The organism is [Brevibacterium] flavum (genome assembly GCF_019317305.1).
GTDB classification, from domain to species: Bacteria; Actinomycetota; Actinomycetes; order Mycobacteriales; family Mycobacteriaceae; genus Corynebacterium; species Corynebacterium glutamicum.
This window is the reverse complement of sequence record NZ_CP079240.1, coordinates 470,229-496,492: the sequence shown is the minus strand read 5'-3', so window position 1 is coordinate 496,492 and position 26,264 is coordinate 470,229. Positions and strand designations below refer to the sequence as shown.

Sequence of the window (26,264 nt, the reverse complement as noted above, 5' to 3'; positions counted from 1 at the left end):
TTACTCCCTCGTTTGTGTGGCAGAAGGTGCGTTCACGAATGCGACGATACCCGCATCCGGCAGTTCTGACGCGTTGACGGACGTGGTTGCCGGTGCTGCGGTGCTCGCCAGCGACTCCAAGCCGAACAGCTCTTGCAGAGCTGAATCATAAGAGATGCTGCCGGACCGGGCCGCCAGTTCCTTGACGCGCACAGTGGGTTCATGAAGAAGCTTATCGACGACCCGTCTCACTGTTTTCTCCACTTCCCCCCATTCCGCCTCGGAAATCCCGGGGGCACGTTGGCGGAGTCGATCCAATTCATCGCTTCCCACCGACGCGGCCTGCCTGCGCAACGCGGACACAGCCGGAACGATATCGCGAATGCGCTGCTCAGAGGTGAAAGAATCCAACTCTTCCCGAACAATCGCCAAAGCTTCTTCCTCGCTTGGCGCCATGCCCGATCCACCCTCACGGGAGGCCTTGTGCAGGCGTTCGATGTTCACCAAATCAACGCCCGGCAGATCCGCACAAGCATCATCGATGTCTCGTGGCATGGACAAATCCACCAACATCAACGAAGCACCTTCTGGAATATCCTCAGGCTTCACGGTGAAATCATCCGCTCCCGTGGCGGAAACTACCAGTTCAACGCGATTGTAGGCGGAAGCTCGCTGATCGTATTCCACAACCTCTGCAGGAACTCCGGCTTCTAGGGAATGCTCCGCAAGCCTTTCTGCACGTTCCAGAGTGCGGTTGGCCATGATCAAGTTGGAAATTCCAGCGCGACCAAGGTGAGTGGCTGCAAGAGAACTCATCGCGCCAGCGCCCAACACCAAGGCTGTCTTGCCAGATAGTGGGGCTTCTGCCTCCGAATCAAGACCCATCTGCACCAACGCGCGATCCACAGCGAAAGACACCATCGATGCACCAGCATCATCAATGGCAGTCTCCGAATGCACGCGCTTGCCGGTATGCAGCGCGGTCTGGGTAAGTGAATGCAAAGCAGGACCGACAGAACCATATTCATTAGCTGCTTGGTACGCAGTGCGCACCTGACCAATGATCTGCTGCTCACCCAACACCATGGAATCCAACCCGGAAGTCACCACCAACATGTGTTCAGCAGCAGCATCGGCGTAACGGACATAAAGATATCCGCGCAAAGTTTCAATATCTACGCCACTTGCCTCATGGAGAACCTCCACCACATCATTAACACCAGTATGGAAACTGCTAGTGACGGTGTAGACCTCCAGGCGGTTACACGTAGAGACAATGAGGGCCTCGCTTAACGACGCCCTACCCAGGAGTGCTTGAGTTGTTTCACCACGTACTGAATCATCCATGCTCAGACGTTCAAGAAGCGACACAGGCGCAGACCTGTGCGACATCCCTACGATGAGTACACTCACCATTCCACCCGACTTTCAACGGAGCCTTTGATCCACCAAAAGAATGAATCCTAGTTGATTAAAATACGGTAGCTTTCATTCGCGGACATCACAACAAAGCATTGGCTAACTCGTCGTTATCCACTTCCCAACATGCGAACTCTTCATCATCTACCAAAATGACTGGCACGCGATCACCGAATTCCAGTTTAAGGCTCGCATCTTGATCAACATTTCGCTCAGTGAGTTTAATTCCGGCAGCCTCAACAATCGGCAAAATCTGGGCCTTTACCCGAACACACGAGCCACAATTGTCCCGAACAATGATCTCCACCGAATGGCCCATGGTTGCGCCCACTCCCTCACATTTCACTACCCTTCGCGAGCGTATCCGCCCCGAAAGCTTTACCATGGATACGATACTCAATGGAGATATCCATTATCGGTTTGGCGTCTGTGCGCTCATGAACCAGGAAGGTTTTTGTTTGTCTCATGAGCTCTGAAGGAAGAAACCACAACTGGGACTACGCCGCCATCGGCACCCCAGAGGATTTCCTCGCCAGCTGGAGCGCATCCCGCGGAAATCTACGACGCTTTTTCGAAGACCACGCAGCCGCCCCCATAAACGATGCCGCCCAGCGCCAAGCAGGTGAAGCCGCAGCAACCCAAGCCGTCGCAGCGATCTACGGCATGGAGCTCAACGAATTCAACGCAGGTGTCGACGCCGTCGCCGGCGCCATCGAATCTGCCGGCGCCATCCACGTCAGCATCCCCGATCCCGATGTCCCCCAAGATGTCGGAGCCGCAGCATTTTTCGACGTCGACAACACCCTCATCCAAGGCTCCTCCCTCATCGTTTTCGCCCAAGGACTCTTCCGGAAGAAATTCTTCACCATCAAAGAAATCCTCCCCGTGGTGTGGAAACAAGTGAAATTCAAACTCACCGGCTCCGAAAACGCCGAAGACGTCTCCCGCGGCCGCGAACAAGCCCTCGAATTCATCAAAGGCCGCCCCGTCCAAGAACTAGTTGACCTCTGCGAAGAAATCGTCGACCAACGCATGGCCGACAAAATGTGGCCCGGCACCAAACAACTCGCCGACATGCACATCGCCGCCGGCCACCAAGTCTGGCTCGTCTCCGCAACCCCCGTCCAACTCGCCCAAATCCTGGCACAACGCCTCGGCTTCACCGGAGCGATCGGCACAGTCGCAGAAGCAAAAGATGGAGTATTCACCGGCCGACTCGTCGGCGACATCCTCCACGGACCCGGCAAAAGACACGCAGTCGCAGCACTCGCATCCATCGAACAACTCGACCTCACCCGATGCACCGCCTACTCCGACTCCATCAATGACCTCCCCATGCTCTCCATGGTCGGCACCGCCGTCGCAGTAAACCCCGACTCCAAACTCCGCAAAGAAGCCGAAACCCGAGGCTGGGACGTCCGCGATTTCCGAAGCATCCGCAAAGCCACCCGCGAATACGGAATCCCCGCCCTGGTCACCGCCGCATTCAGTGTCGCCGGCTGGAGACTACGCCGCCGATGGAGAAAACAATAACGCACAGGAGCCGTTTTAAGAGGTCCGAATTCTCCGATGGGGTTAGTATGGGTTTCGGCGTTTCAAGCGCTTAAACGCCAATCTGAGAGGTCATGATCTCTGGGTTCCTCGCTGCTGTTTCGAGCAGACTGCCGTTTTAAACCAAAACTACCTGGGCCAAGCCGGTCCTTGGTCTCATTTGCACATTTCGCGCTCGCTGCCAGGGGTTTGTGAACCAGGGGGGCGATAAGAACACGTGCTAACTCAAGCACTTAACAGCGACGCTACACCACCAACCCTCTCCTGTACAGACCCATCATCACGCGCACCATTAAGACGCACCACACCAGCAACTTCCTGAACCACCGGCTGTCCCACATACCGCTGCGGGAACTGCCGGTAATGGGCATCCAACGCCTGCACACGCAACCGATGCACCGCCCTCCAACTACCATCAAACACCGACTGTGGAGTATGCCCAGCCACACCAGAATGCGGATGAACCGTGTTGTAATACACCACAAACTCCTCCACCCACACCCGGGCCTGATCCATCGATGCAAACACCTTCGGATAAAACGGCCGATACTTCAACGTATGAAACACCGACTCCACAAACGCATTATCATCACTCACCCGCGGCCGAATCAACGACAACGCCACACCATGATCCGCTAACAACCGCCGCACCCTCGTCGATGTCATCGCCGACCCATTATCCGAATGCACCGTCACCACACCCGGATTATCCGCTAACACCTGCGTTAACAACTCCACCGCGGTGGAGGTATTTTCCGTCGGCGCGACCTTCGCCCCAACAATCTTGCGGGAAAACAAATCAATCGCCAGATGCAACGCATAGGTCTTACCACGTACCAGCGACGGCAAGAACGTCACATCCCAACACACCACCTGACCAGGCTGTGTTGCTTCCAACCTCGGCTTAACCCGTGGCGTTGGTGATCGTTTCACCGGGGACAGGGCATTGACTCGGTCTTTGTGTAACAACTTGTGCTGCTTGGCAACACGCCACCATGTACGTAGTGATGCGCGGTAGATGCCTTTGTTAAACAACATGTTAAACACCCCACTAACGCTCAGTTGTGGGTACGCGGTGATCGCATCAACAATGAACTGGCGTTCGTGTTCTGCCAACGCTTGACGCACCGACGACACTGCTGGCTCCTTCCCCTGCCAAGGCTCTGGTGTGGGTTCCACACCAGGTGCTGCTAGTTCCACACCAGGTGCTGTTGGTGCTGGCACGGCCTGCAGGACAGGTTTCGGTGCAGGACAGGGACGCGGCTTGTTGCGGTAATACGCCGTTGATTTCGACAGCTTGATCAGCCGTAATGCCTTGTTATGGCTCAGCCTGGCACAGGTGGTGAGATCTGTGATCAAGGTGTTTTCTTCCTTGAGTCCTTGATCAAAGGCGCGTTGCTCATCCACGTTTAGGTGGCGTCCTCCTCGTCTAAGCCCTCGCCAGGATTGGGCCTGGTCCCAATAGCTTTTCCCAAGATATCGATCACCATTTGATTCTGATGGTCTTTTTGCTTGTAGTGCGCGAGTTCTTTCTTCAGCGCTGCGATTTCTTTGAGGTACTCGTTTTCCATGATCGTGGCTCTTTCTAGTTGTTGGGCAATCATGTGGCGTAGTCGAACGATTTCGACCACGGTTCGGGTGGTCATCAACCCGATCTTGCGGGGTGAGATATCAGCGTCTAAGTCCCCGTCGGTCATAGCGGCGCACCAGGCCATGATGGTGTGCTTACGGAGTTGGTAAAACGTGAGGAATTGCTGGCCCTGACCGTGTGGTTGAGCTAAGTATCCTATGACCAGGTCACGTTTGTCATCAGCCGTTAGTGTGGTGACATCGTCGACTGGGGTGGTGCGTTCGATCCCGAAGCGGTGGGCATCATCAAAAGCATGGGGAAGCCGGCTGAAGGTGCTTATTGCTGCTAGCCAGGTTCGAACGGTGCAGTGGCCGATGTTGTTGGCTGTGAGGAAGGGCTGGCGGTAGCCGTGCGGCAGGGTGGTGTAGATCCGCATGAACTCGAGTCGTGTTTGTGGCTCGTAGTAGCGTCGCCCGTTGGCGGAGATTCGATCTGGTGGGAAGATCGGCCACTCGATGCTGTGTGGGTCCGGCGCCGGTGGTAGCTGGGGTGCTGTGGGGGCAGGGGCCGGGGGCTGTGGGATCTGGGGTAAGGCTTCGGGACTGATCAGATCCAGGTAGTCCTGAAGGACTGAGAAGGGGATGGACATGATGAACTCCTTGCTAAGGATGGTGGTTCACCACTGACCTGACACTGAGAGTTCGAGGCGGCGAAACTGCAGATTCAGACCAAAAGCTCGCCCACAGCAGTGCTCCTTGGTTCAATACGCACGTTTTCCAAAACCCCAGCACCCGAATCGCTTTCCCAGGGAGTTTGAGACCCCCGAACCCACAAAGAACCCACAAAAAATCCCAAACGCACCCCACCCAAGACACAAAAAAGCACCGCCCCGAAAGGCGGTGCTAGTTTGAAGCTCAATTGAAGGCTTACTTGCCCAATTTTCTACGCTGGACACGAGTACGGCGCAGCATCTTGCGGTGCTTCTTCTTGGACATGCGCTTGCGGCGCTTCTTGATGACAGAACCCATTACGGTTTCCCTCGCTTAAATCGATGTTGTACGTACAAAACCTGCCAGCACTTTTTGCCGAAGTGCACTTTCGGATCGCGAGCAAAAATCTAACCCGCGTGCTACACCATCGGAAGTATCCGCGATGGCATTTCCAAGGGTGTGCGCTGGCACGATTTTTCCATCTTACCTTTAAGACTATTGAGCACCAAAAACACCTCAAAAACACCTCAACAAAACCCCAAAATCATCATGCCGGGCGAACAAACAGAAAAACCTCTCTACGTCACTTTCGGAGGTGTTATCCGGGAGTTACGTGGAGAGGTTTTTGCTGTTGTGGAGTCTAGCCAGCCTCGTAGAAGGAGGAGTCCAGGTACTCGTTGACAGCTTTCTCGTGGACACGAAATGATCGTCCCACGCGAACTGCCGGGAGTTCTCCGGAGTGAACCAATCGGTAGACAGTCATTTTGGAGACGCGCATGATTTCTGCGACCTCGGCGACTGTCAGGAAGGTTCCGTTATCTTCTCTAGCCATATATATCATTACCCTTCAGCAATTCGCGCGCTGCGGGCTTCCCCTCCGCAGTACGATCACGCTTTTGCCTGGTTCAGCTTAGCGTGATTTGTGTGAATAGTGCGACAATTGTTGTTTAAACACGCGGGTGTTTCGCCCGTTATTAATAGTTTCAAATGTGAATCTGCAGGTCATTGGAGTTGGTGGAAGAAAAACGTTTTCGTGAATTTCTTCCTAAACAACGAGCTGATAACGGGGAAATAACGGTTTCTAGCGCTTTCCGAGTTCTTCAGATCGGTCGGCGCAGGCTTGGGCTGCGCGGTAGAAAGCGCCTCGGATTCCGCTTTCTTCGAGTTCTCGGATGGCTGCGACGGTGGTGCCTGCGGGTGAGGAAACGCCTGCGCGCAATTCTGAGGGTTCTTTGCCGGTTTCCTTCATCATGGTTGCAGCACCTTCGAATGAGGCCACAGCGAGCTTTTTAGCGGTAGCGCGGGGCAGGCCTAGGTTCACTCCTGCCTCAATGAGCGCTTCTGTCACAAGGAACAGGTATGCAGGGGAGGATCCGGACATCGCAGTGACGGCGTCGATGTCTGATTCTGCGACTTCGAGGACGTCTCCAACGGTGCTCAACAGGTCCTTGACTTGTTCCAACTGTTCCGCGTCGACGTAGCGGCCTTTGGTGACAGTCGACATGCCCTTGCCTACGAGCATTGGAGTGTTCGGCATGACGCGCACGACGGGGAGCCCCGCAGAGGCGCTTTCTTCCATGGCGGCGATGCTGATGCCTGCGGCCATGCTGACCACAACACTTTGTGCGGAGTTGTTATCCAGAGTGCCGGTGATTTCGGAGAGCACTTCGACGATAAATTTCGGCTTTACGCACAGGAACACCACGTCGGCTTCGTCTGCGGCTTGGGAATTATCCGTCATGTTGAGGATGCCGTAGCGGTCACGCAGCTCTTGGCCGCTCTTCCGAACGGTTGGTGACGCGAATATTTTGTGGATTCATGTTGGCCGCGATCAAACCTGAGACTAAAGCCTCGCCGATTTGTCCGCCGCCGATTACAGCAATTGTTGTCATGGTTCCCACACTGCCACTAACCACCCCTGTTTTGCAGCAGCGGGGGCCCAAAACGACAAATTACATGACGATTGCCAGCGGCCCGAACGTCATGACCAGGCCCACGATGCCTGCGAGAACCATGCTGAAACCATCACGTGAGGTGCGCAAAGCGTGGATGATGCCCACCATTCCCAAGGTCACGCCGACTGCCAGAACAGCGACGATCCACTTGTTCAGGCGCTCCCACAGCATTTCAAAGCCGAGGAATACAACGACACCGAGAACAACTCCGACGATCGCCATCATGATGATCGCGAACACGGACATTTTGTTTTCTTGCTCTGGCTCCTCGTCAACGTCTTCCACCACAGCCATCTGCGTGGTGTCAGTGTTATCGACTTCCACCTCTGCAAAATCTGCCTTTACGGCAGTCTCCACATCGGCGTCCTTCTCCGCGCGCACTACGGGCGCCGGCTTGGCGCAACTGCCGGAACCACGGGGAACGCGCCCGTCGTCAAGCTAATTGGATCTTTTTCATCCACGATGCGCAGCACCATGGTTTCTTCGTTGCTCGGAGCCGGACGCTCAGGGGTTTCCTGCTTATCGACGTCGCCCTCCACCGAAGCCACTTCTACTTCTTCGGCGGGCTCAGGCTTGGGGGCCTCAACAACCTCAGGTTCTGCTGGTGCATCGATGGGCACGCTGGAGTGCTTGGACTCCGCGGGCTTTTCCTTAACGGCAGGAATGGAGCCGGTCAGCTCAGCAACGGATACGCCACCGTCTTCGATGCTGCGGCGCCTGCGTCGTCGGGGAGCATCGGTGGAGCGTCCCTCTTTCGCGGCACGCGCCATCAGCTCAGCGACTGTGAGTTTCTCTTCACTCATTTTCGCCAACTCCTTTCCGGGTAAATGTTACTCGAGTCCTTTGTCGATCCTGGTGAGGATCACACCTTCACGAAGTGCCCACGGACAAATTTCTACCTTGTCAATATCCAAAGCACGCATCGCAGCTTCCGCAACTAGCGCACCTGCCACGATCTGATGTGACCGATCCGAGCTGATACCTTCCAGCTCAGCGCGGTCCGCCGCAGTCATTCGTGAGATGAATGCGATCAACTGGCGCAGACCCGGCGCGGTGAGGGTTCGGGTGACGTGTGGTCCTGCGGATGAGGGCGCAGCACCAGTCAGTCGTGCCAGGGTGCGGAAAGTTTTGGATGTTCCCACTGCCAGGCGCGCGGGCCCTAGGGTGCGCATCTGGCGGGCGGGTTCTGCGAGTTCCGCATCGATGTAATCGCGCAGGAGGTTGATTTTCTTACGTGCCGGTGGATCGGTGTCGAACCAGTTGTGGGTCAAGCGGCCCGCACCGAGGTCCAGGGAGAACGCGAGGTCTGGGGATTCGTCGGTTCCGGAGGATAGTTCCAGGGAGCCGCCACCGATGTCGAGGTTAGTTATGCGCCCTGCGGACCATCCATACCAACGTCGAACTGCGAGGAAAGTTTGGCGTGCTTCGTCTTCACCGGAAAGGATGGACAGGCGGACGCCGGTTTCCTTCTCCACGTGGTCGAGCACTGCCTCGCTGTTGGTGGCGGAGCGGACTGCCGATGTAGCAAATGGCATCAGTTCAGCGCAGCCGAGCGTTTTCGCTAGGTCTGCTGCTTCCCCGACTGCTGAGGTGAGTTTGTTGATGCCCTTTTCGGAGATCGCCCCGGAGTCATCAAGAAGCTCAACAAGGCGCAGTGGGGTACGCCAATTGCTCATCGGGGTGGGGTGTCCACCGGGACGCGCGTCTACTGCAACTAGGTGGACAGTATTGCTGCCCACATCTAATACACCTAATCTCACACCTAAAGGTTAGACGGTCTAGGGTGGCAAAGTGTGAATCGGTCAAATTCTTCTTCGGTATTTTTAGGTTTCCCCGAGTCTTCGCCGGCGGCATCGATTCGTGCTGGGGAGGAACTCCTCTTGATTTCCCACGTGAATGGTATGAATTCACGGATCCAACTGATGTTGAGCATATATTTAGCATCGATTTAACCTGGCTTGAGTCTAATTGGAATTGCACCTTTGGTACCCCCGATTGTTTAGGTATTGATTCCGAAAACGCCGATGTGGGTTGTTGCGGCCACGGTGCATTCTTAGCGGATGAGACAGATCGAGATCAGCTTTATGATGCCGTTGCTCAGATGCCCGCTAAGTATTGGCAGCTACGCCCCGCCTCCACGGACTCGTTTTTAGCATCCGATGATGGCACCGATATTGAGCCGTGGCTGACATGGGATGAATTAGATGATGAAGACGGCAATCCCGAGCCCGCTTTGAAGACAACTGTGGTCAACGGCGCCTGTATTTTTGCCAACAGGGCAGGTTGGGAAACAGGCGCGGGGTGTGCGCTGCATCAGTGGGGCGTGGACGCAAATGAGGATCTAACCGTCGTCAAGCCTGAAGTTTGTTGGCAGCTCCCCTGCGCCGCCTGGAGGCCTGGGAAGAGCGCCCCGACGGGCAAGAAATCTTGCGCACCACAATTACTGAATACAACCGGCGGCTGGGGCAACGGCGGCGAGGATTTCGACTGGTACTGCACCACCTCTCCGCGCTGCCACACCAATGCCGAACCCATGTGGAAAACACAGGAAACAGAACTCCGTGCACTCATGGGACCAAACTCCTACGAAGTGTTACGTGAATATTTGGAAGCACGATCAGCCATCCCAGCACATTTGCGAGCCCAGCACCCAGCTTCTGCGAGTAACAATAATGAGACTCCTCGCGGTTAAACTTTAAGGAGTTCACCAAGGAGGAAAATTATCACCGTCTTAAAAACGGCTAAGGCTTTTCTAAATTCGCCGCTGCGCACCATCACGTGGCGCAGCGTTGTGGCGAATAAACTCCGCATGGCATTAACAGTGCTTTCGGTTGTGCTAGGAACCGCATTTTTGTGTGGCTCCCTCCTCCTCACACATTCCCTTGAAAGAACATTTTCCTCCATCGTTGATGCCGGCGTGGAGGGCGTTGACGTGGGCGTTATCGCGCAACAAAACAACCCCGACGGCGTACCTTTCTCCGTCATCGCCGAAATTGAGCAGTATCCGGAAGTCCGCGCCGTCAACATCATCGGCGACGGCCCCGGCATGCCCTCCGGCACCACCATGACCGGCCAATCCGCGCTGATCCTCACCGACTCCGACGGCAATCCCCTGCAAGCAGGCAGCTCCGGCACGCACCCGCTAGCCATTTATCCGCAGGGCGAGTGGGTCTCGCCCGAGCCAACGCTTATCGACGGCCACTTCCCCACCAAACCCGACGAGGTAGTTGTCAACGCTTCGGCGGCCAAACGTGGCGGGCTCTCCCTCGGTGATCACCTAACGATCGTCACACCCACCGAACGCATCGACGCCACCCTGTCTGGAACCTTCGAATCAAACACCGACGTCGCAGGCTGGGTCGGAGTCGGATTCACCCCACAGCGCTACGTCGAACTATTCACCAACGGCACCGACGCCAGCCAAATCACCATCGCAGTCAACGACGGCGCCGACCCCATGGCAGTCCGCAACCGCATCGGCAAAAACCACCGTGACCTCCTGCCCCTGCTGCCCGAGCAAATCATCGACCAAACCACCGGCGACACCGCCCGCCAACTGGAGTTCATGACCTACGTGCTCCTGGCATTCGCCGCGATCGCACTGATTGTTGGCTCGTTCATCATTGCCAACACCTTCGCGATGATCGTCGCCCAACGCACCGGCGAATTCGCCCTCCTCCGTTCCATTGGTGTCTCCACGTTCCAAATCGGATTCTCCGTGATTATGGAAGCAGTATTCGTCGGACTTATCGGCGGTTTCATCGGCATCGCAGTTGGCTTCGGAGTGGTCAATGCACTTGTCCAAGTGCTCAACCAATTCGGCGACACCCTCTCCTCCATCGACATCACCTCCAACGCCGGATCCTTCATCTTCCCCGTCCTCTTCGCCGTCACTGCCACCGTACTAAGCGCCATCTCCCCAGCTCACCGCGCCGGTAACCTCCCACCAGTCCAAGCATTCGAATCCTCCGATGCCCGCAGCGACGCCCTCGGAAGGATCCGCTTCCTCGTCGCCGCCGTCATGCTCACCCTTGGAATCAGTCTGACGATCGCAGGTGCCGTGGTATCCGCCATCAACGGAGATGAATTTAAAACAGAAACACGCCTCGCATTCATCGGCGCCGGACTTCTCTTAGTGTTCTTCTCACTCTCCCTGTCCGGTCCCGCACTGATGGTGGCAACCTCTCAGACTCTTGGCGTGGCGATAATGTCGCCGTTCCGAGCCGTCGGCAAGCTCGCACAACGCAACACCCTGCGCAATCCGCGACGCTCCGCAACCACCGCACTGGCCGTCACTTTGAGCGTTGGCCTCGTCGCCTGCGTTGGAGTCATCGGCGCCACCACCCGCGCCAGCGTCTTCGGGTCCATGGAATCCACCATCAAATCCCCATATGTCCTCGACAGCATCGGTGGCACCATGATCCCTGGACAACCCGCCGGCGGTTCAAGGTCACTGTCCATGTCCGCAGCCGTCGCACCGGAAATCGCACAAACCCGCGGAGTCGGCGAAGTGGGCACCCTCATGACCGGCAGCGTCCAAGTCAACGGATGGGACAACGAAAACACCACAATTTTCGACGGCGACCTCTCTCAGTTCCTCGACCTCGCAGTCCGCTCCGGCGACGCCTTCGACGACGAAACCCCCGGCGTCATGATCTCCACCACCTACGCCGACCAATCCGACCTCGAAGTAGGCGACACCGTCACCGTCAACCCCTACGGATCCGACGACGGCATCCGCGTCCCTATCACCGGCATCTACGCAGAAACCAACCTCGTCGGACACCTCATGGTCAACGCAGCCGCCACCAACCGAGTCCTCACCTCCGCGGACACCTATCACCGTTCCCAAATCTTCGTCAACGGCGACGGCTCCACCACCAACGAAGAACTCCGCGACATCCTCGTCGACGCCGTAGCCACCTTCCTCATCGTCCAAGTGAAATCCAAAGATGAATTCCGCGGAAGCCTCGGCACCCAAATCAACCAGTTGCTCGGCATCATCTACGGACTGCTCGCCCTGGCAGTGATCATCGCAGTCCTGGGAATCGTCAACACACTGTTCCTCTCCATCAGCGAACGCACCCGCGAAATCGGAATCCTCCGCGCCACCGGCGTCCAACGAGGACAAATCCGTCGCATGATTACCCTCGAATCAGTCATCCTCTCCATCCACGGCGCAATCCACGGACTCCTCCTAGGTACATTTATCGGCTGGGCAATCGTCAGTTGTCTCCGCACCCGAGGCATGGCACCCGTCGAATTCCCCTGGACCCAAATCGGACTCATGCTCATCTCCGCAATCATCATCGGAGGCATAGCAGCCCTCATCCCAGCCAACCGAGCCTCCCGAATCTCCCCTTTGGAAGCAATCAACTAACAGTCTGCATCGGCAACCTCCTCTTACGATCCGCATACTTCCGCTGAATCGCCACCCTGACCTGCTGAAAGAAATAATCCCACGCCTGCTGACTCTGCAAAATTTTAGAAGTCACCTCAAAAACATCCCACCCTGCATTCTTCAGAGCATTCTTCCGAAACGAATCCTTCGCCCTCTGCTCAGCGGTGTAATGCCACCCACCGTTATATTCCAACGCGACACCCCACACCGGATCCGCCAAATCTAAATAGAACCTTCTCCCCTCTAACTCCACACGAACCTGCGGCATAAAATTCCGGTGTCCCTGCATATGAAGACGCACCCGCAATCTCGATTCCGGTGGCGACTCCGCAAACTCATCCGTAAATTCCGCATGTTTCCGCAGTTCAGGAACCTTTTTGATCTCATCCTTCAAATCCGGACACTGCCTAATCAGATGATCGATCAACGCCACCTGATGCTCAAAACTATCGAGCCCGTGCAAACTAAACACATCCAAAAGTGCTTGGGAATCACTCACGAGCGTGAATTCCCCGCTACGCCTTAGATTTTCGGGGTTCTCGCGCCGAATGATTTTTCCGACGTTGGTTGTTTTTCTCGTGCGAGGCTCACCCGAAATGCTAATTATGGGCATCCAAGGGTCGTCGAATAGTTGATATCCTCTTCGATTCAATGCCGCATATCCCCTCAACACTCCTTGAAGGCATCTCTTTATGAGTGCTTGGGTGACTAAAACAGGATCATCGATCAGATCGTTCTTTAAATACACCGATCCTGAGATTTTGGTGAAGTGTTTGTAGAACTTCCACTTGGTTAATTCATGGGAGACTTCGTCGTAGGTTACTGGCCAGAGGTAGGAATTATTGTTGTCCATACTCTGGTTAGACTCCGAAGAAGTCCAAATGGTTCCAAGGCTCTAGAAGCCCGTTTAAAGGGTCGAGTTTTTCGAAGGAACGTTCCCCTAAAGTGGGTCACGGAAGCGCGTCTAACGGCCATACAGCGAGTCGACATTTTCAGGTCCAAGGCCAACTTTTCACCCCGACCAGACAGGCGTGCCCACGAATCCTCAAATCGAAACACTTGGGCAACTGGGACCGGTTTCGAAAGCGATAAACCAAACCAGAGTGCCCACCAACTCGGAAAACCCGAACCGCGGGCACGTGTGTCTGGTTTGCTGGCTTGGAGCCTCCCGATCAAAGCAAAAGTGAGCCCTAGCCTTAGCTCCCATCCAAAGAACCCTACATTTACGGCCCCTTAAAGCATCAACACTCTAGAAGCCCGTGTAAGCGGTCGAGTTTTTCGAAGGAACGTTCCCCTAAAGTGGGTCACGGAAGCGCGTCTAACAGCCATACAGCGAGTCTGGTTTTTGGGCCTAAGGCCAACTTTTCACCCCGACCAGACAGGCGTGCCCACGAATCCTCAAATCGAAACACTTGGGCAACTGGGACCGGTTTCGAAAGCGATAAACCAAACCAGAGTGCCCACCAACTCGAAAAACCCGAACCGTGGGCACGTGTGTCTGGTTTTAACTAAGTTGAGCGCCCAACAGGGCCTAACAGAGCCCTACAGCTCGAATTTGTAGCCCAATCCACGCACGGTCACGAGGTAACGAGGTCGAGATGGCTCTTCTTCGATCTTGGAACGCAACCTTTTGACATGAACGTCGAGGGTTTTGGTGTCGCCGACGTAATCTGCGCCCCAAATTCGGTCGATGAGCTGTCCGCGGGTGAGGACTCGGCCGGCGTTGCGGAGGAGGTACTCCAGAAGGTCGAATTCCTTCAGTGGCATGCTCACTGGTTCGCCACCGACGGTGACGGTGTGGGAATCGACGTCCATGCGGACGCCGCCTTCGAGGATTTGATCGTCAAGTGGTAATTCTTCGGCTTCGGTTTCAGTAACTCCGCGTCGGCGCAGGACAGCACGGATGCGGGCGATGAGTTCGCGGGAAGAATATGGCTTGGTTACATAATCATCGGCGCCGAGTTCGAGGCCAACAACTTTGTCGATCTCGGAGTCGCGGGCGGTGACCATGATGACGGGAACAGTGGATACGCTGCGGAGTTCTTTGCATACGTCGGTGCCAGACATGCCTGGGAGCATGAGGTCTAAGAGGACGATGTCGATTTCGTTGCGACTGAACTCCACAAGTGCGGTTGGGCCATCACCGGCGATGATGGTGTCAAAACCTTCTTTGCGAAGAAGAAAGGCCAAAGGATCTGCTAACGATTCCTCATCTTCAACGATCAGGATTGTCGTCATGATTTTTCCTTTCGGCGCCCAGATGCTTTGGACGCAGTCGTACGAATAGGTGAATCCAAACTAGGTCCCTGCTTAGATCCTGCCGGTTCCTTGGACTCTGGGTGATAAACGGGGAGTTCAAGTGTGAATGTGGAGCCTGTTCCAGGACGTGACCACAAACTAATACTACCGCCATGGTTGGCCATGACATGTTTGACTATCGCGAGGCCAAGGCCAGTTCCGCCGGTTTGGCGGGAGCGGGCTTTGTCGACGCGGAAGAATCTTTCGAAAACTCGGCCTTGGTCTTCGGGTGCGATGCCAATGCCGCGGTCGGTTACTCGGATCATGACCACGTCGTTTCGGATGCTTTGTGAAACGGAGACGGGGACTGATTTTGGTGAGTAGTTGATTGCATTGCTGATCAGGTTCGCCAGGGCTGTGACCAGCAGGGATCGATCGGCTTCTACCCAAACGCCGGTGCGGTCGCCGCGAATGATTTCGATGTTGGCGTTGTCGGCGGCGAGTTGGGTGCGTTCGATGGCTTCGCTGATGATGTCGTCAGCCTGGACGGGTTCCATATCAGGGAGTCGTTCGGCGCCCTGAAGTTTGGAAAGGGAGATCAGTTCGTTGATCATGTCGGCCATGCGGTGGGCTTCGCGGTGGAGCCTGGATCCGAAGTATTCGACTTGTTCTGGGTCGTCGGAGGATTCCATGAGGGCTTCCGCGAGGAGTGCCATGCCGCCGACCGGGGTTTTCAGTTCGTGGGAGACGTTTGCGACGAAGTCTCGGCGTGCCGATTCCATGCGCACGTTTTCGGATTCGTCGGAGGCATAGACGATCACGAAACGATCGTCGATAAGCGTTAAAGGCTTGACCACTGCCTGCACTGCGGTAATGCGACTACCCGGGCGCCGCGGATTGCGGTCTGGGTGGACGTCGAGTGAGTGGGTTTCTTGGTCTTGGAAGGCTTCCTGGGCGACGCGCCAAACGTTGCCGTCGACGGATCTTTCGTGGACGATGCCCAATTCGTGGGCGCGGCCGTTGGATAAGATGACGTCGCCGGTGCGATCGACAACCGTGATTCCCGTTGGGGAGCCTTGAATCGCCAGGTGGAGGACCTGCCCCACCGTGGTGACCTGATTTTCGGACAGGGTGACCGCGGACTTGTGGCGACGCATCCGATCTTTAATTTTCGTATACGCAGGTAGGGCGAGGCCCATGAGGACCACGCCCAATACGAAAGCAAGAAGAGTGCTCACCTACAAATAGCTACTTATTACCCTGGTTTGCTACTGCTGCTGCGCCGGCTGCTGCTGCCTCAGGATCGAGGTAGGTGCCGCCTGGGTTTACTACGGAACCGTCTTCGGCGATTTCGTAGACCAGTGGGATGCCGGTTGGGATGTTGAGCTCTGCGATATCAGCATCGGAGATGCCGTCAAGGTGCTTAACCAGTGCACGCAGGGAGTTGCCGTGTGCTGCGATGAGGACGGTTTCGCCCTTCTTTGCGCGTGGCAGGATTTCTTCCTCGAAGTAAGGAACAAAACGAACCACAACGTCCTTGAGGCATTCGGTGCGTGGAACTACGTCGAGGTCCGCGTAACGAGGGTCATTTGCCTGGGAGTACTCTGCGTCATCCGCGAGCTCTGGTGGTGGGGTGTCGTAGGAGCGGCGCCATTCCATGAACTGGTCGTCGCCGTACTTTTCCTTGGTTGCAGCCTTGTCGAGGCCCTGCAGTGCGCCGTAGTGACGCTCGTTGAGGCGCCAGTCGCGGATCACTGGGATCCAGTGGCGGTCTGCAGCGTTCAGTGCGATGTTTGCGGTGCGGATCGCACGACGCAGCAAGGAGGTGTATACAACGCCTGGGAGGACGCCTGCCTCGACGAGGAGTTCGCCTCCGCGCTTGGCCTCGGCCTCGCCCTGTTCGGTCAGATTAACGTCGACCCATCCAGTGAACTGGTTGGATGCGTTCCATTCGCTCTGACCGTGACGAAGAAGAATCAATTTTCCGTTAGTCATAGGTACTAGTTTGCCACTTTATGTTCCATGACGCGCGTTTATTTAGCCGTGATGCGTTTCACCGTCGACGTTTTCGTTGGCAATAGCATCGTTGTACAGCGACGATAGCTGTGCGGCAGTGGCCGCCCAGGAGAATGTTCTGGCGTGTTCGACGGCATCTTCGCCCATCCTGATGCGCGTTTCGTCATCGTCCAAGAGTGTGGCTATGGCGTCGGCCCAGGCATGCGGGGAGTGGCCGTCGACAAGCAATCCCGTCTCCCCTTCCGCGACTGCGATGGGCAGGCCGCCAACCCGGGCCGCGATAACCGGTGTGCCGCTGGCCTGCGCCTCCATGGCGACGAGTCCAAAGGACTCATTAAAACTTGGCACAGCCACGATATCCGCCGCCCGATACACGGCCACTAGCTCGCTCGGCGGGCGCGGGTCCAAAAGCGAATTCGCTTTTCGACGCCCAGTTCCTCTGCCATATGCCTATAGGTATCCGGTGTCGCATTCGGACCAGAAGGGCCGCCACAAATAATGACGCGCAAATTTCGGTCCGGATCGCGATCAAACAACGCCGCAACCGCCTTGATCAGCACCTGCGGGCCCTTAAAAGGCTGCAACCGACCCACAAAAGCCACCACCTTGGTGTGCAGCGGAATGCCCAGCTCACGACGGGAACGTTCCGTCGCGCGATCATTTCCAGGGCTATAAAGTTCCACATCCGCACCCGGTGACACCACAGAAATCCGATCCGGATCCGCATCGTAGTGATGCATCAAATCCTGCATCTCCTCCTGAGTGTTCACCGCCAACACGTCAGCGTTATCCACCAGCTGCTGCTCACAAATGCGACGCGCCTCCGACTCCGGAGTGTCCGAATCATCCCGATAAGAATTCTTCACCGCCGCCAAAGTGTGTGCCGTATGAATGAGGGGAATCCGCCACAAATCGCGCAGCAACCACCCCACCTGACCAGACAGCCAATAGTGAGAATGGATCAGATCATAAGAGACCTTCTCCCGGCGCGTAAACGACAGCATTCCACCCGCAAACGCCGCCAACTGAGTAGGAAGTTCCTCTTTGGAAAGCCCCTCATACGGCCCCGCAGCGATATTAATGACCCGCAAATTCTCAGCTACTCTCACGATCTCACCCTGGGAAGGCCTCGTGGCACGAGTGTAAATATCGACCTCGATACCCTGTTTCGCTAGCTCAGTCGCGGTCGAAAGAATGTAGACGTTCATGCCGCCTGAATCACCAGTTCCGGGCTGCTGCAACGGAGAGGTGTGCATGGAAATCATAGCTACGCGCATGCCCACATTCTAGATCGCCGAAGAAAGCAGCGGGACGTCTCTATATACTAAAGGGCACTAAAGCAACGCAGTTGAAGGGACACCATGTCAGCATACGAAACAAAAGAATGGCTCCAGCACTACCCAGAGTGGACGCCACACTCGCTGGAATATGGCGACACCACCCTGCTGGACGTTTACGACAACAACCTGGCTATCAACGCAGACAAGCCAGCCACCTACTTTTTGGTCGTTCACAAACCTACGGTGAACTGGACAAAGAAGTCCGTAAAACTGCCGCTGGCCTGCGCGCACTAGGTGTCCGCCCCGGCGATCACGTAGCGATTATCCTCCCTAACTGCCCGCAGCACATCGCAGCGTTCTACGCAGTGCTCAAACTCGGCGCAGTAGTCATTGAGCACAATCCGCTCTACACCGCCCACGAACTGCTCGAACCCTTCAAAGACCACGGTGCCCGCGTTGCCATCGTCTGGGACAAAGCCTCCCCCACCGTCGAGCAGCTTCGTGGACAAACCCAGTTGGAAACCATCGTGTCCGTGAACATGATCAACGCGATGCCACCACTCCAGCGCCTAGCACTTCGTCTCCCCATCCCTGCACTGCGCAAGAGCCGCGAATCCCTCTCCGGCGCAGCCCCCAACACCGTTCCTTTTGAAACCCTGACCAGCGCAGCAATGGGCGGCGACGGCGACGACGTAGTTTCAGAACCCACCGTGACCAAAGAATCCGTCGCGCTGATTCTCTACACCTCCGGCACCACCGGACGCCCCAAAGGCGCCCAGCTCACCCACGGAAACCTGTTCTCCAACCTCCTCCAAGGAAAGCACTGGGTTCCAGGTCTCGGAGACAAACCAGAACGCATGCTTGCAGCCCTACCAATGTTCCACGCATACGGTCTGACCATGGTCGGCACACTGTCCGTGTTCATCGGTGGCGAAATGGTGCTACTTCCCACCCCACGCATCGACCTGATCATGAACGTAATGAAAAAGCACACCCCAACCTGGCTGCCAGGTGTGCCCACCCTTTACGAAAAAATCGTCGACGCCTCCGAAAAAGAAGGAATCCCCATCAAGGGAGTCCGCAACGCCTTCTCCGGTGCATCCACACTCTCCCAGCGCACCGTTGAACGCTGGGAAAAGCACACCGGCGGACGTCTCGTCGAAGGCTACGGCCTCACCGAAACCTCCCCATCATCGTCGGCAACCCCATGAGCGATCACCGACGCCAAGGCTACGTAGGAATCCCCTTCCCCGACACCATCGTGCGCATCGCAAACCCAGACAACCTCGACGAAACCATGCCAGACGGCAGCGAAGGCGAAGTCCTAGTCAAGGGCCCACAGGTGTTCAAGGGTTACCTCAACCAGGAAGAAGCCACCAAGAACAGCTTCCACGGCGAGTGGTACCGCACCGGCGACGTCGGAGTGATGGAAGAAGACGGGTTCATCCGACTAGTTGCCCGCATCAAGGAAGTCATCATCACCGGCGGCTTCAATGTTTACCCAGCTGAGGTCGAAGAAGTCCTCGCAGAGCACCCAGATATTGAAGATTCCGCAGTCGTTGGTATCCCGCGTGAAGACGGCTCCGAAAACGTCGTTGCTGCAATCACTTTGGTGGAAGGTGCAGCGCTGGATCCGGATGGCCTGAAGGAATTCGCCCGCAAGAACCTCACCCGCTACAAGGTTCCGCGCACTTTCTACCACTTTGAGGAGATGCCGCGGGATCAGATGGGCAAGATTAGGCGTCGTGAAGTGCAGGCGGAGCTGTTGAAGAAGCTCGGCAAGTAGACGCCGATTTAAGAGGTCGAGTTTCCCAAACGGACACTTCCCTGACTGCGCTAGTTAACCCCTCAGAAACGATTCTGAGGGGTTTCCCATTTGTGGCCAGTGGGACTGATGTGATTCCTGAAAGATTCCAGGGCAAGGATCCACCACGTTTCAAAGGAAAACTCGAATCTGTGGTGAATCCTTGCAGTTTCAGGTGGCGGAGACGCAAAAATCCACCACAAAATCGCTGATCAGAGCAACTTGTGGTGGGGATTTGCAACCTAGCCTTGGCCGGCCCATGACTCGCTGATCATGGCCTCTAAAACATCCAAATCGATGTCTTCCGGCTTATTGATGTACACACATCCGCGCCTTCGGTGTATTTTCCAAGTTTCTGCAGCAATTCCTCACCGCGAGGCGAATCCTTCAGGCCATACAGAGAGATTTTGGACTTTGCCGGGCTGAAACCACACTGGAACCAATCGCCTTCCCTTCCCGTGTGGGAAACGTAGTGGACTGAGCCGTATCCGATCATGGAGGGTCCCCACATTTTGGGTTCCGCGCCGGTGACGCGACCGAAGATCGATAGCAATTGGTGCCCGTGAGCAACCCGACGCCCCTCTAGACCATCGACGTATGCGACGGGATCCACGGAAGTGATGTGAGTTTTGATATCTGAGGCCACTTTACCGGTGTGACCTGGGGTGATGGTGGCTCCTTTTGTTTCTTCACCCAGGGAAAGGCCACGTTCCAACAATGCTGCCTGGATCCTGCCGAGGCCAGTTTCTCCGACACCGTGCAGGGCAATCAACGATTTGTAAGGAACACCGTCGAGGGATTCTAAAGTAGGGTATCCGGCATTTTCCAACGCCCTGTGCAGTGGGCGGCGGTGCCAGGGACGTCGGAAAATTTAGTCATCGATACTGATTCCAATCCAGACGGGTTCTGGGACGAGGGTGACGCCGAAGGTTTCGAGGACTCCGTCGCGGATTTCTTTGGCTAATGCGACGAGGTCGGAGGCGCGGGCGTCGCCACGGTTGGTGAGTGCGAGGGTGTGTTTGGTGCTCAGGGAGGCTTTTGCGCCTGCGCCGGGGTGTCCCTTTTGAAGCCGGCGCGTTCGATGAGCCAGGCTGCGGAGAGTTTTTCTTTGCCATCGCCGGCTGGGAAGCGGGGCATGGTGGGTTCGCCGACTTTTTCAAAGACTGCGTCGGCAAGGGCTGGGTCGACGATTGGGTTGGTGAAGAAGGATCCGGCGGACCAGGTGTCGTGGTCGGTGTGTTCCACGACCATGCCTTTGGCGCGGAGTTCTAGGACGGCGTCGCGGACCATGCGGACGGGGCGACGTGGGTGGGGTTCGGCCTCGGAGATCGCTAATCGACGTCCCAATTCACCAAAACGTAGCGGCGCGGACAATCCGTCGGTGAGGAGCTGGAGTTCGATCGCCAAGACGACTGCGCGGTTGGTGAATTTGAGATTGGAGTATCGGTAAGAGAGGTCAAGTTCGGAGGCGTCGACCCAGGAGACTTGGTGGGTGGTGCGATCGAGAAGCTGGACGCGGGTGAGTACATCGGAAACTTCTGTGCCGTAGGCGCCCACGTTTTGGACTGGGGTGGCGCCGGCGGAGCCGGGGATTCCGGAGAGGCATTCAATTCCACCGAGGCCAGCATCCACCGAAAGGTGGACAACATCGTCCCAAACAGCGCCTGCATCGGCGGTGAGGAGACCGTCGGTGAGGTTGATGGAGACGTCGTCGGTTTCGATGATGACGGCAATAACATCCAGATCGCCGTCGGCCACGACGAGATTGGACCCGCCGACGATGAGGAGGGGAGGGAGGCGTCGTCAAGCAATTTTATGGCGCTGACCAGCGCCTCCGTGGTCTGGCAACGTACGGCGCTGCGGGGTTTTCCGCCGATGCGGAGGGTCGTCAGATCGGCGAAAGTGACTTCCGAATCGAGTTCGACGCCGTCGATCGCGGCGATTTCCTGGGCTAGCGATGAATCCAACACCCCACTAACGGTAGTCTTATCCTCATGGCAACGCGTACAGAAAACACCATTACGATCAATCAGCCCGTCGGCAAGGTGCACCAAGCACTGACCACCGAAGCCTACTGGGCATACATCGCAGAGAACCTCTCCCCGAAGCTGGCGAGGTCAACGAGTTCACCGCAGCTGACGGCGGCGCAACCGCAACCCTTTTGAGGTCCTCCCACTCGAGGTACTCCCAGAGGCAGTTCGCGCAATGATCAGCCAGGCACTGAAGGTCAAGCGAGTCCTCACGGTTCCTGCACTGACCAACAACGCCACAACCGTCGAGTACAACGCTGACGTCAAGGGCACCCCTGTTGATTTCAAGGGCACCATCGCCATCAACGGCGACGACGCAGCAACCACCTTCGACTACAGCAACGAAGTGTCCGTGAACATCCCATTCATGGGCCCTGCAATTGAGCCTAAGGTTGCCGACGCACTCGGCGAGCTCTTCGCAAACGAAGGCGCTCTGACCGAAAAGTGGATCTCCGAGAACCTCTAAATGGCTGATCACGCCCACAATCTGCGCGCCTCTTTCCGCAAGGGTGCAAACGGAAAGCAGAAGCCAATCGGCGTGATCACCCGCGGCACCACCGGTGTGAACCGCCTACGGCGCTTCGATCGGTGGTGCTTTCATCATCCCAAAATACGTTCGCTTCTCGACGCCACTTCCCTGGCGTTAGATGTCGGGTACGGCGCCAGCCACACAACCACCGTCGAATGGGGACGTTGGCTCCACCGCCTCCAACCCGACATGGATGTCATCGGCCTGGAAATTAACCCCGAACGAGTCCTCGAACCCCAAAACGGCGTGTCCTTTGAACTCGGTGGATTCGAACTTGCCGGCTACACCCCATAACTCGTGCGCGCCTTCAACGTGCTGCGCCAATACGACGTGGACCAAGTCGAAGCCGCATGGGAAACCGTCACCTCCAGACTTGCCCCCGGAGGACTGTTCTTCGAAGGCACCTGTGATGAAATCGGCAAACGCTGCACCTGGATCACACTTAATGCCGAGGGCCCCCAAGAACTCACCCTGGCCTGGGATCCTTGGGGCATTTCCACCCCTCCGATGTCGCCGAACGACTGCCCAAAATTCTCATCCACCGAAACGTCCCCGGTGAAAAAATTCACTCCCTGTTAGCAGCTGCTGATTTAGCCTGGGACCACAGCGCTGGCTGGGAACCCCACGGACCGCGCGTGCGCTGGGAAAAAGCCCGCGAGATGCTCATAGACCAAGGATGGCCCATCACAGTTTCCCGCCGACGCGTGGGCGATAGCTTGCTGACTGTGCCGTGGGAAACGGTGGCGCCTTAATTGTTTTACGCGTGCTGACAGGAACCTTTTAGGTGATTAACCCGGTTTGCAACTTTCCAACACCAGCTAGATAAGGGACACTAGTGGGCGTGGCTAAATCAAAGAAATCCGCTTTACCTAAAGTTCTGCTCACCATCGTGGTGATTCTGCTGCTGCTCGTGCTGGTAGCAGAATTCGGGCTGCGCTTCATGATCGGAAAACAGCTGAAAGATGAGTTCCAAGCTCAGGCTGCCTCACAGGGAATCTCTGCAACTGAAGAGCCCTCCATCAGCTTCGGCGCATCCCCACTCCTGTTAGGCATCGCTCGGGGAAGCATTAATGAAGTCACAATCGACACCCCCGACTCCGTATCCATCACTAACCAAGACGGTGTCCCCTCCATCAGTGGCACACCAGAGTCAACTATCCAACTCCAAGGGCTTGATATCGGTGACCGCGACAACCCAGTCGCAGACCACCTCACCTTAACCACATTCGCAACCGACGATTTCATCCTGGCAACCATCCAACAGCAGATGGCCGAAGCAACCGGCGGGAACAGCACCTCCCAAGGATTCGCAGAACAGCTCATCCAGGAACTCATCAAAGTCACCGACATTACTTCCGATGCAGCTAATCAAACCATCGAAGTTGAATTCACCGACGGCGCCGCCCGAGCCTCACTGCACCCCATCGTGACGAACGGCCAACTCGGCTTTGAGATCGTAGATTCCCAACTCTTCGGATTCGGCCTCCCCGATGAAATCTCCCAAATGCTCACCGACGCACTGCAATCATCAATCAATGAAGTAGCCGGTGGCCTGCAAATCCAAAGCCTCGAAGTTGTCGACGCTGGCATCAACGTCACCCTGACCGGAGACAACATCAACATCCAGACCCTAGAAGCCGCCCAGTAAAGAGCGCTTTCGCGTCTGTGACTTTTAGTCCTAAACGAAGAAAATCGCTGCCACCTCTACGGTGACAGCGATTTTTTCTGGTTTATGGGTTTATGGGTTTATGGGTTTATGGGGCGAAGCTTTGGATGAAGTAATTCACGATCGTAAACAACAAACCAGCCATGCCCACCATCGAACCAATCGACAACACCTGAGTAATCGTATCCCCGAAGGAGCTGCTGCTGACATCAGAAGACGATCCTAAGGAGAAGTCTGAAGACGATGCAGAAGGGGTTTCTGGGTCCTCCGGCTCGGGGGTCGATCCACATCCCTCATCTGCAGTGAGATTCAGCGTGATTGGCGCCAACTCCTCCCCTGCAGTGTAGAAACCACCGAAAACTTCCACACCATCAGCAGTCAATGCCACATCGCCAGTCACGTTGACTGAATTAGAGGTGAGGTCTGGAGCTTTGGCAAAAGTAATCGTGGCAAGCTCAGCCTGTTCACCAGTTTGAAACTCACCCAACGTGTGGGTGTTGATATATTCCCGAGATGTGTAATCCACCAACAACCGACCTGTAGAATCACTCAGCTCCACAGTGATGTTGGAAAAATCAAGATCCAACGTGAAATTGTTAGGGACTTCCGCGAGGTCATCACCGGTGTACAGGTTGTGTCCGGTCCAGTGCGCGCCTCCGGAAGTGGAAATCTTCGAAGACGTCACCGAATCAACTGGCCAGGTCAGTGCTGGAGTTTTGCCGTTACCGTAGGTCTGGACGCCGTCACGAACGTCCAACCCGCCCTTATGTTTATAAGCACTACCATTTGCGATGTTTCCCAAAAGATAACTGTTGAAAGAATCGCGCACATTCCACCCAACATCGCCGGTGAATGTACAAATAGATTCTGCTGCATGTGCAGAGGTCGCTGGAATGGCCAACGCAGCCCCCGCGACAGAGGCTGCTAATAAGGCGCTAGAAAGACGTGTCATTTACTTGAATGCTGCGAGGAATCCACTAGCTACGAGGAAGTTGTACACAAGTGCGCCAACGCCACCAAGCACTGCGAGGATGCCCAAGATTCCGAGGATATCGCCGTTGCTGCTGCTGTTGTTTGCGTCGTCATTCTTGTTGTCATCGGTGTCATCGCCAGGCTTCTCAGGATCGACTGGGGTCTCTGGGTCCACAGGCTTTTCTGGATCGACAGGAACCTCTGGCTCGACCGGAGCTTCAGGCTCGTCGCACACAACTTCGTTGGTGAGGTTCAAGGTGATTGGAGCAAGTTCGTCACCTGCGTCGTAGAAGTTACCCATGACGTCAACACCAATTTCAGAAAGGGTGGTCTGGCCGGTGACGGTGACGTTCTCCTGGGTCAGGTCGATTGGCTCATCGAAAGTGATGGTAGCCAACTCTGTCTGAGTTCCGGTGAGGAATTCACCAGCGTTGGTGAAGTCCACGAATTCACGGGACTTGAAGTCGACAAGCAGGGTGCCCTTGTTGCCATCGAATTTGACGGTTGGGTTGGAGAAGTCGAGGTCGAGGAGGAAGTTGCCTGCTACCTGTGACTCGTCGTCGCCATCGTAGTGGTTGTGTCCGGTCCAGTGAACGCCTCCGCCAAGGTTGACGGTTCCTTCTTCGCTGCCTTCTACTGGCCAGGTGAATTGACGTGTGGTGCGTTCACCGGAGGTTTCCACACCGTCGCGTACTTCAATGCCGCTCTTGTACTTGTAGGCAGTGCCGTTTGCGATTGGGCCTTCAAGGTAGCTGTTGAAGGAAGTTTTCAGAGCCCAGTCAGCGGTTCCTGTGGTGGTGACGCGACATTCGCCGGTTTTCTCGGCTGCGTTAGCCGAAACTACTGCGAGGCCAGTCATAGCGATAGCAGATCCCGTGAGAGCAACGAGCGCACGGGTGGCAAGCTTGTTCATTTTTGTTCTCCAGTTCGATAACACAACAAAACATAGATTAGCTTAACCTAACCTAGCAAAAAGAAAGAGCCCTACCCCAAATTGGGCAGGGTTGCCTTAGTTGGTCATGTGACTAAGATGGTGAAACGGTATTTTTAATCCGCAACACAGGGGGCAAATCAGCTTCCGAGCGGTCCGGCTCCACTCGAACATATTTTCCACTATGATCGACCCTGATAGGCCAACCGTAAA

At 56.0% G+C, this 26,264-nt stretch carries 17 protein-coding genes and 8 pseudogenes; 7 read left to right on the top strand and 18 right to left on the bottom strand.

Translation table 11 applies throughout. The features are described 5' to 3' along the window. Both KW808_RS02355 and KW808_RS02350 read right to left on the bottom strand, forming a co-directional pair. Positions 1-1,392: a glutamyl-tRNA reductase gene (locus tag KW808_RS02355; RefSeq protein ID WP_193352740.1), complete on the bottom strand. Its 1,392-nt coding sequence runs from the start codon at positions 1,390-1,392 to the stop codon at positions 1-3. A gap of 88 nt (positions 1,393-1,480) precedes the next feature. Then, entirely contained in the window at positions 1,481-1,717 is a 237-nt protein-coding gene (locus KW808_RS02350; protein ID WP_003855545.1) for a glutaredoxin family protein, read from the bottom strand. Positions 1,718-1,863: 146 nt separating this feature from the next. Here KW808_RS02350 and KW808_RS02345 point away from each other — a divergent pair, with 146 nt between their 5' ends. Next, a complete protein-coding gene (locus KW808_RS02345; RefSeq protein WP_003855543.1) occupies positions 1,864-2,931 on the top strand; it encodes an HAD-IB family hydrolase in 1,068 nt (355 codons plus the stop codon). Between the two features lie 243 nt (positions 2,932-3,174). Here the strand turns inward: KW808_RS02345 and KW808_RS02340 are convergent, their stop codons facing one another. The 7 genes and pseudogenes from KW808_RS02340 to KW808_RS02310 all read right to left on the bottom strand — a co-directional run bounded on the left by KW808_RS02340 (position 3,175) and on the right by KW808_RS02310 (position 8,944). Continuing rightward, complete coding sequence (locus tag KW808_RS02340) at positions 3,175-4,356, bottom strand: IS3 family transposase (protein WP_040967428.1); 1,182 nt, start codon at positions 4,354-4,356, stop codon at positions 3,175-3,177. Between the two features lie 2 nt (positions 4,357-4,358). Further along, a complete protein-coding gene (locus KW808_RS02335; RefSeq protein ID WP_034983451.1) occupies positions 4,359-5,168 on the bottom strand; it encodes a hypothetical protein in 810 nt (269 codons plus the stop codon). A gap of 277 nt (positions 5,169-5,445) precedes the next feature. Further along, positions 5,446-5,547 carry a 30S ribosomal protein bS22 gene (locus tag KW808_RS02330; RefSeq protein ID WP_003855542.1) on the bottom strand — a complete coding sequence of 34 codons (102 nt, stop codon included), beginning with the start codon at positions 5,545-5,547 and terminating at the stop codon, positions 5,446-5,448. A 322-nt stretch (positions 5,548-5,869) separates the two neighbouring features. Then, positions 5,870-6,061, bottom strand: a complete 192-nt coding sequence (locus KW808_RS02325; protein ID WP_003855509.1) for a helix-turn-helix domain-containing protein — start codon at positions 6,059-6,061, stop codon at positions 5,870-5,872. Between the two features lie 249 nt (positions 6,062-6,310). Continuing rightward, positions 6,311-7,121, bottom strand: a pseudogene (gene proC / locus KW808_RS02320) (pyrroline-5-carboxylate reductase). 60 nt (positions 7,122-7,181) lie between these two features. Next, positions 7,182-7,987 (bottom strand): annotated as a pseudogene (locus KW808_RS02315) (Rv0497 family membrane protein). Positions 7,988-8,014: 27 nt separating this feature from the next. Then, entirely contained in the window at positions 8,015-8,944 is a 930-nt protein-coding gene (locus KW808_RS02310) for a Ppx/GppA family phosphatase (protein WP_011265553.1), read from the bottom strand. Positions 8,945-8,967: 23 nt separating this feature from the next. Between KW808_RS02310 and KW808_RS02305 the strand changes: the two genes are divergently transcribed. Both KW808_RS02305 and KW808_RS02300 read left to right on the top strand, forming a co-directional pair. Further along, a complete protein-coding gene (locus KW808_RS02305; RefSeq protein ID WP_499652512.1) occupies positions 8,968-9,876 on the top strand; it encodes a DUF3109 family protein in 909 nt (302 codons plus the stop codon). A 117-nt stretch (positions 9,877-9,993) separates the two neighbouring features. Further along, positions 9,994-12,564, top strand: coding sequence for an ABC transporter permease (locus KW808_RS02300; protein WP_003859776.1), 2,571 nt, complete (start codon positions 9,994-9,996; stop codon positions 12,562-12,564). On the opposite strand, the gene KW808_RS02295 is transcribed toward KW808_RS02300, so the two are convergent. The 5 genes and pseudogenes from KW808_RS02295 to mshA form a co-directional block, all read right to left on the bottom strand. Beyond that, positions 12,557-13,438 carry a putative endonuclease domain-containing protein gene (locus tag KW808_RS02295; protein WP_499652509.1) on the bottom strand — a complete coding sequence of 294 codons (882 nt, stop codon included), beginning with the start codon at positions 13,436-13,438 and terminating at the stop codon, positions 12,557-12,559. The genes KW808_RS02300 and KW808_RS02295 overlap by 8 nt on opposite strands. 689 nt (positions 13,439-14,127) lie before the next feature. Next, positions 14,128-14,823: a response regulator transcription factor gene (locus KW808_RS02290; protein WP_499652507.1), complete on the bottom strand. Its 696-nt coding sequence runs from the start codon at positions 14,821-14,823 to the stop codon at positions 14,128-14,130. Next, entirely contained in the window at positions 14,820-16,061 is a 1,242-nt protein-coding gene (locus KW808_RS02285; RefSeq protein ID WP_003859768.1) for a sensor histidine kinase, read from the bottom strand. Before KW808_RS02285 ends, KW808_RS02290 begins: the two co-directional genes overlap by 4 nt. A gap of 10 nt (positions 16,062-16,071) precedes the next feature. Further along, on the bottom strand, positions 16,072-16,818 hold the full coding sequence (locus KW808_RS02280; RefSeq protein WP_003855496.1) for a phosphoglyceromutase: 747 nt from the start codon (positions 16,816-16,818) through the stop codon (positions 16,072-16,074). A 42-nt stretch (positions 16,819-16,860) separates the two neighbouring features. After that, positions 16,861-18,116, bottom strand: a pseudogene (gene mshA / locus KW808_RS02275) (D-inositol-3-phosphate glycosyltransferase). Between the two features lie 84 nt (positions 18,117-18,200). Between mshA and KW808_RS02270 the strand changes: the two are divergent. Then, positions 18,201-19,905 (top strand): annotated as a pseudogene (locus KW808_RS02270) (long-chain-fatty-acid--CoA ligase). Between the two features lie 260 nt (positions 19,906-20,165). Here the strand turns inward: KW808_RS02270 and KW808_RS02265 are convergent. Together KW808_RS02265 and KW808_RS02260 are read right to left on the bottom strand one after the other, a co-directional pair. After that, a pseudogene (locus KW808_RS02265) lies at positions 20,166-20,802 on the bottom strand (DUF1801 domain-containing protein). After that, positions 20,795-21,893, bottom strand: a pseudogene (locus tag KW808_RS02260) (UDP-N-acetylmuramate dehydrogenase). Before KW808_RS02260 ends, KW808_RS02265 begins: the two co-directional pseudogenes overlap by 8 nt. A 24-nt stretch (positions 21,894-21,917) precedes the next feature. Here KW808_RS02260 and KW808_RS02255 point away from each other — a divergent pair. The 3 genes and pseudogenes from KW808_RS02255 to KW808_RS02245 all read left to right on the top strand — a co-directional run bounded on the left by KW808_RS02255 (position 21,918) and on the right by KW808_RS02245 (position 24,130). Continuing rightward, a pseudogene (locus KW808_RS02255) lies at positions 21,918-22,419 on the top strand (DUF2505 domain-containing protein). Next, positions 22,420-23,234: pseudogene (locus KW808_RS02250) on the top strand (class I SAM-dependent methyltransferase). 83 nt (positions 23,235-23,317) lie between these two features. Beyond that, positions 23,318-24,130 carry an LmeA family phospholipid-binding protein gene (locus KW808_RS02245; RefSeq protein WP_003859759.1) on the top strand — a complete coding sequence of 271 codons (813 nt, stop codon included), beginning with the start codon at positions 23,318-23,320 and terminating at the stop codon, positions 24,128-24,130. Between the two features lie 106 nt (positions 24,131-24,236). Here KW808_RS02245 and KW808_RS02240 read toward each other — a convergent pair whose 3' ends face one another. Together KW808_RS02240 and KW808_RS02235 are read right to left on the bottom strand one after the other, a co-directional pair. Further along, positions 24,237-25,100: an HtaA domain-containing protein gene (locus KW808_RS02240; RefSeq protein ID WP_003859758.1), complete on the bottom strand. Its 864-nt coding sequence runs from the start codon at positions 25,098-25,100 to the stop codon at positions 24,237-24,239. After that, positions 25,101-26,033: an HtaA domain-containing protein gene (locus KW808_RS02235; protein ID WP_003859756.1), complete on the bottom strand. Its 933-nt coding sequence runs from the start codon at positions 26,031-26,033 to the stop codon at positions 25,101-25,103. Positions 26,034-26,264 lie beyond the last annotated feature (231 nt).

Excerpts from the sequence above, each read along its gene's own strand:
- KW808_RS02345 (WP_003855543.1), top strand. The coding sequence starts at position 1,864 with ATGAGCTCTGAAGGAAGAAACCACAACTGGGACTACGCCGCCATCGGC.
- KW808_RS02325 (WP_003855509.1), bottom strand. The coding sequence starts at position 6,061 with ATGGCTAGAGAAGATAACGGAACCTTCCTGACAGTCGCCGAGGTCGCA.
- KW808_RS02280 (WP_003855496.1), bottom strand. The coding sequence starts at position 16,818 with ATGACTAACGGAAAATTGATTCTTCTTCGTCACGGTCAGAGCGAATGG.
- KW808_RS02335 (WP_034983451.1), bottom strand. The coding sequence starts at position 5,168 with ATGTCCATCCCCTTCTCAGTCCTTCAGGACTACCTGGATCTGATCAGT.
- KW808_RS02330 (WP_003855542.1), bottom strand. The coding sequence starts at position 5,547 with ATGGGTTCTGTCATCAAGAAGCGCCGCAAGCGCATGTCCAAGAAGAAG.
- KW808_RS02240 (WP_003859758.1), bottom strand. The coding sequence starts at position 25,100 with ATGACACGTCTTTCTAGCGCCTTATTAGCAGCCTCTGTCGCGGGGGCT.
- KW808_RS02235 (WP_003859756.1), bottom strand. The coding sequence starts at position 26,033 with ATGAACAAGCTTGCCACCCGTGCGCTCGTTGCTCTCACGGGATCTGCT.
- KW808_RS02350 (WP_003855545.1), bottom strand. The coding sequence starts at position 1,717 with ATGGGCCATTCGGTGGAGATCATTGTTCGGGACAATTGTGGCTCGTGT.
- KW808_RS02300 (WP_003859776.1), top strand. The coding sequence starts at position 9,994 with ATGGCATTAACAGTGCTTTCGGTTGTGCTAGGAACCGCATTTTTGTGT.
- KW808_RS02290 (WP_499652507.1), bottom strand. The coding sequence starts at position 14,823 with ATGACGACAATCCTGATCGTTGAAGATGAGGAATCGTTAGCAGATCCT.
- KW808_RS02295 (WP_499652509.1), bottom strand. The coding sequence starts at position 13,438 with ATGGACAACAATAATTCCTACCTCTGGCCAGTAACCTACGACGAAGTC.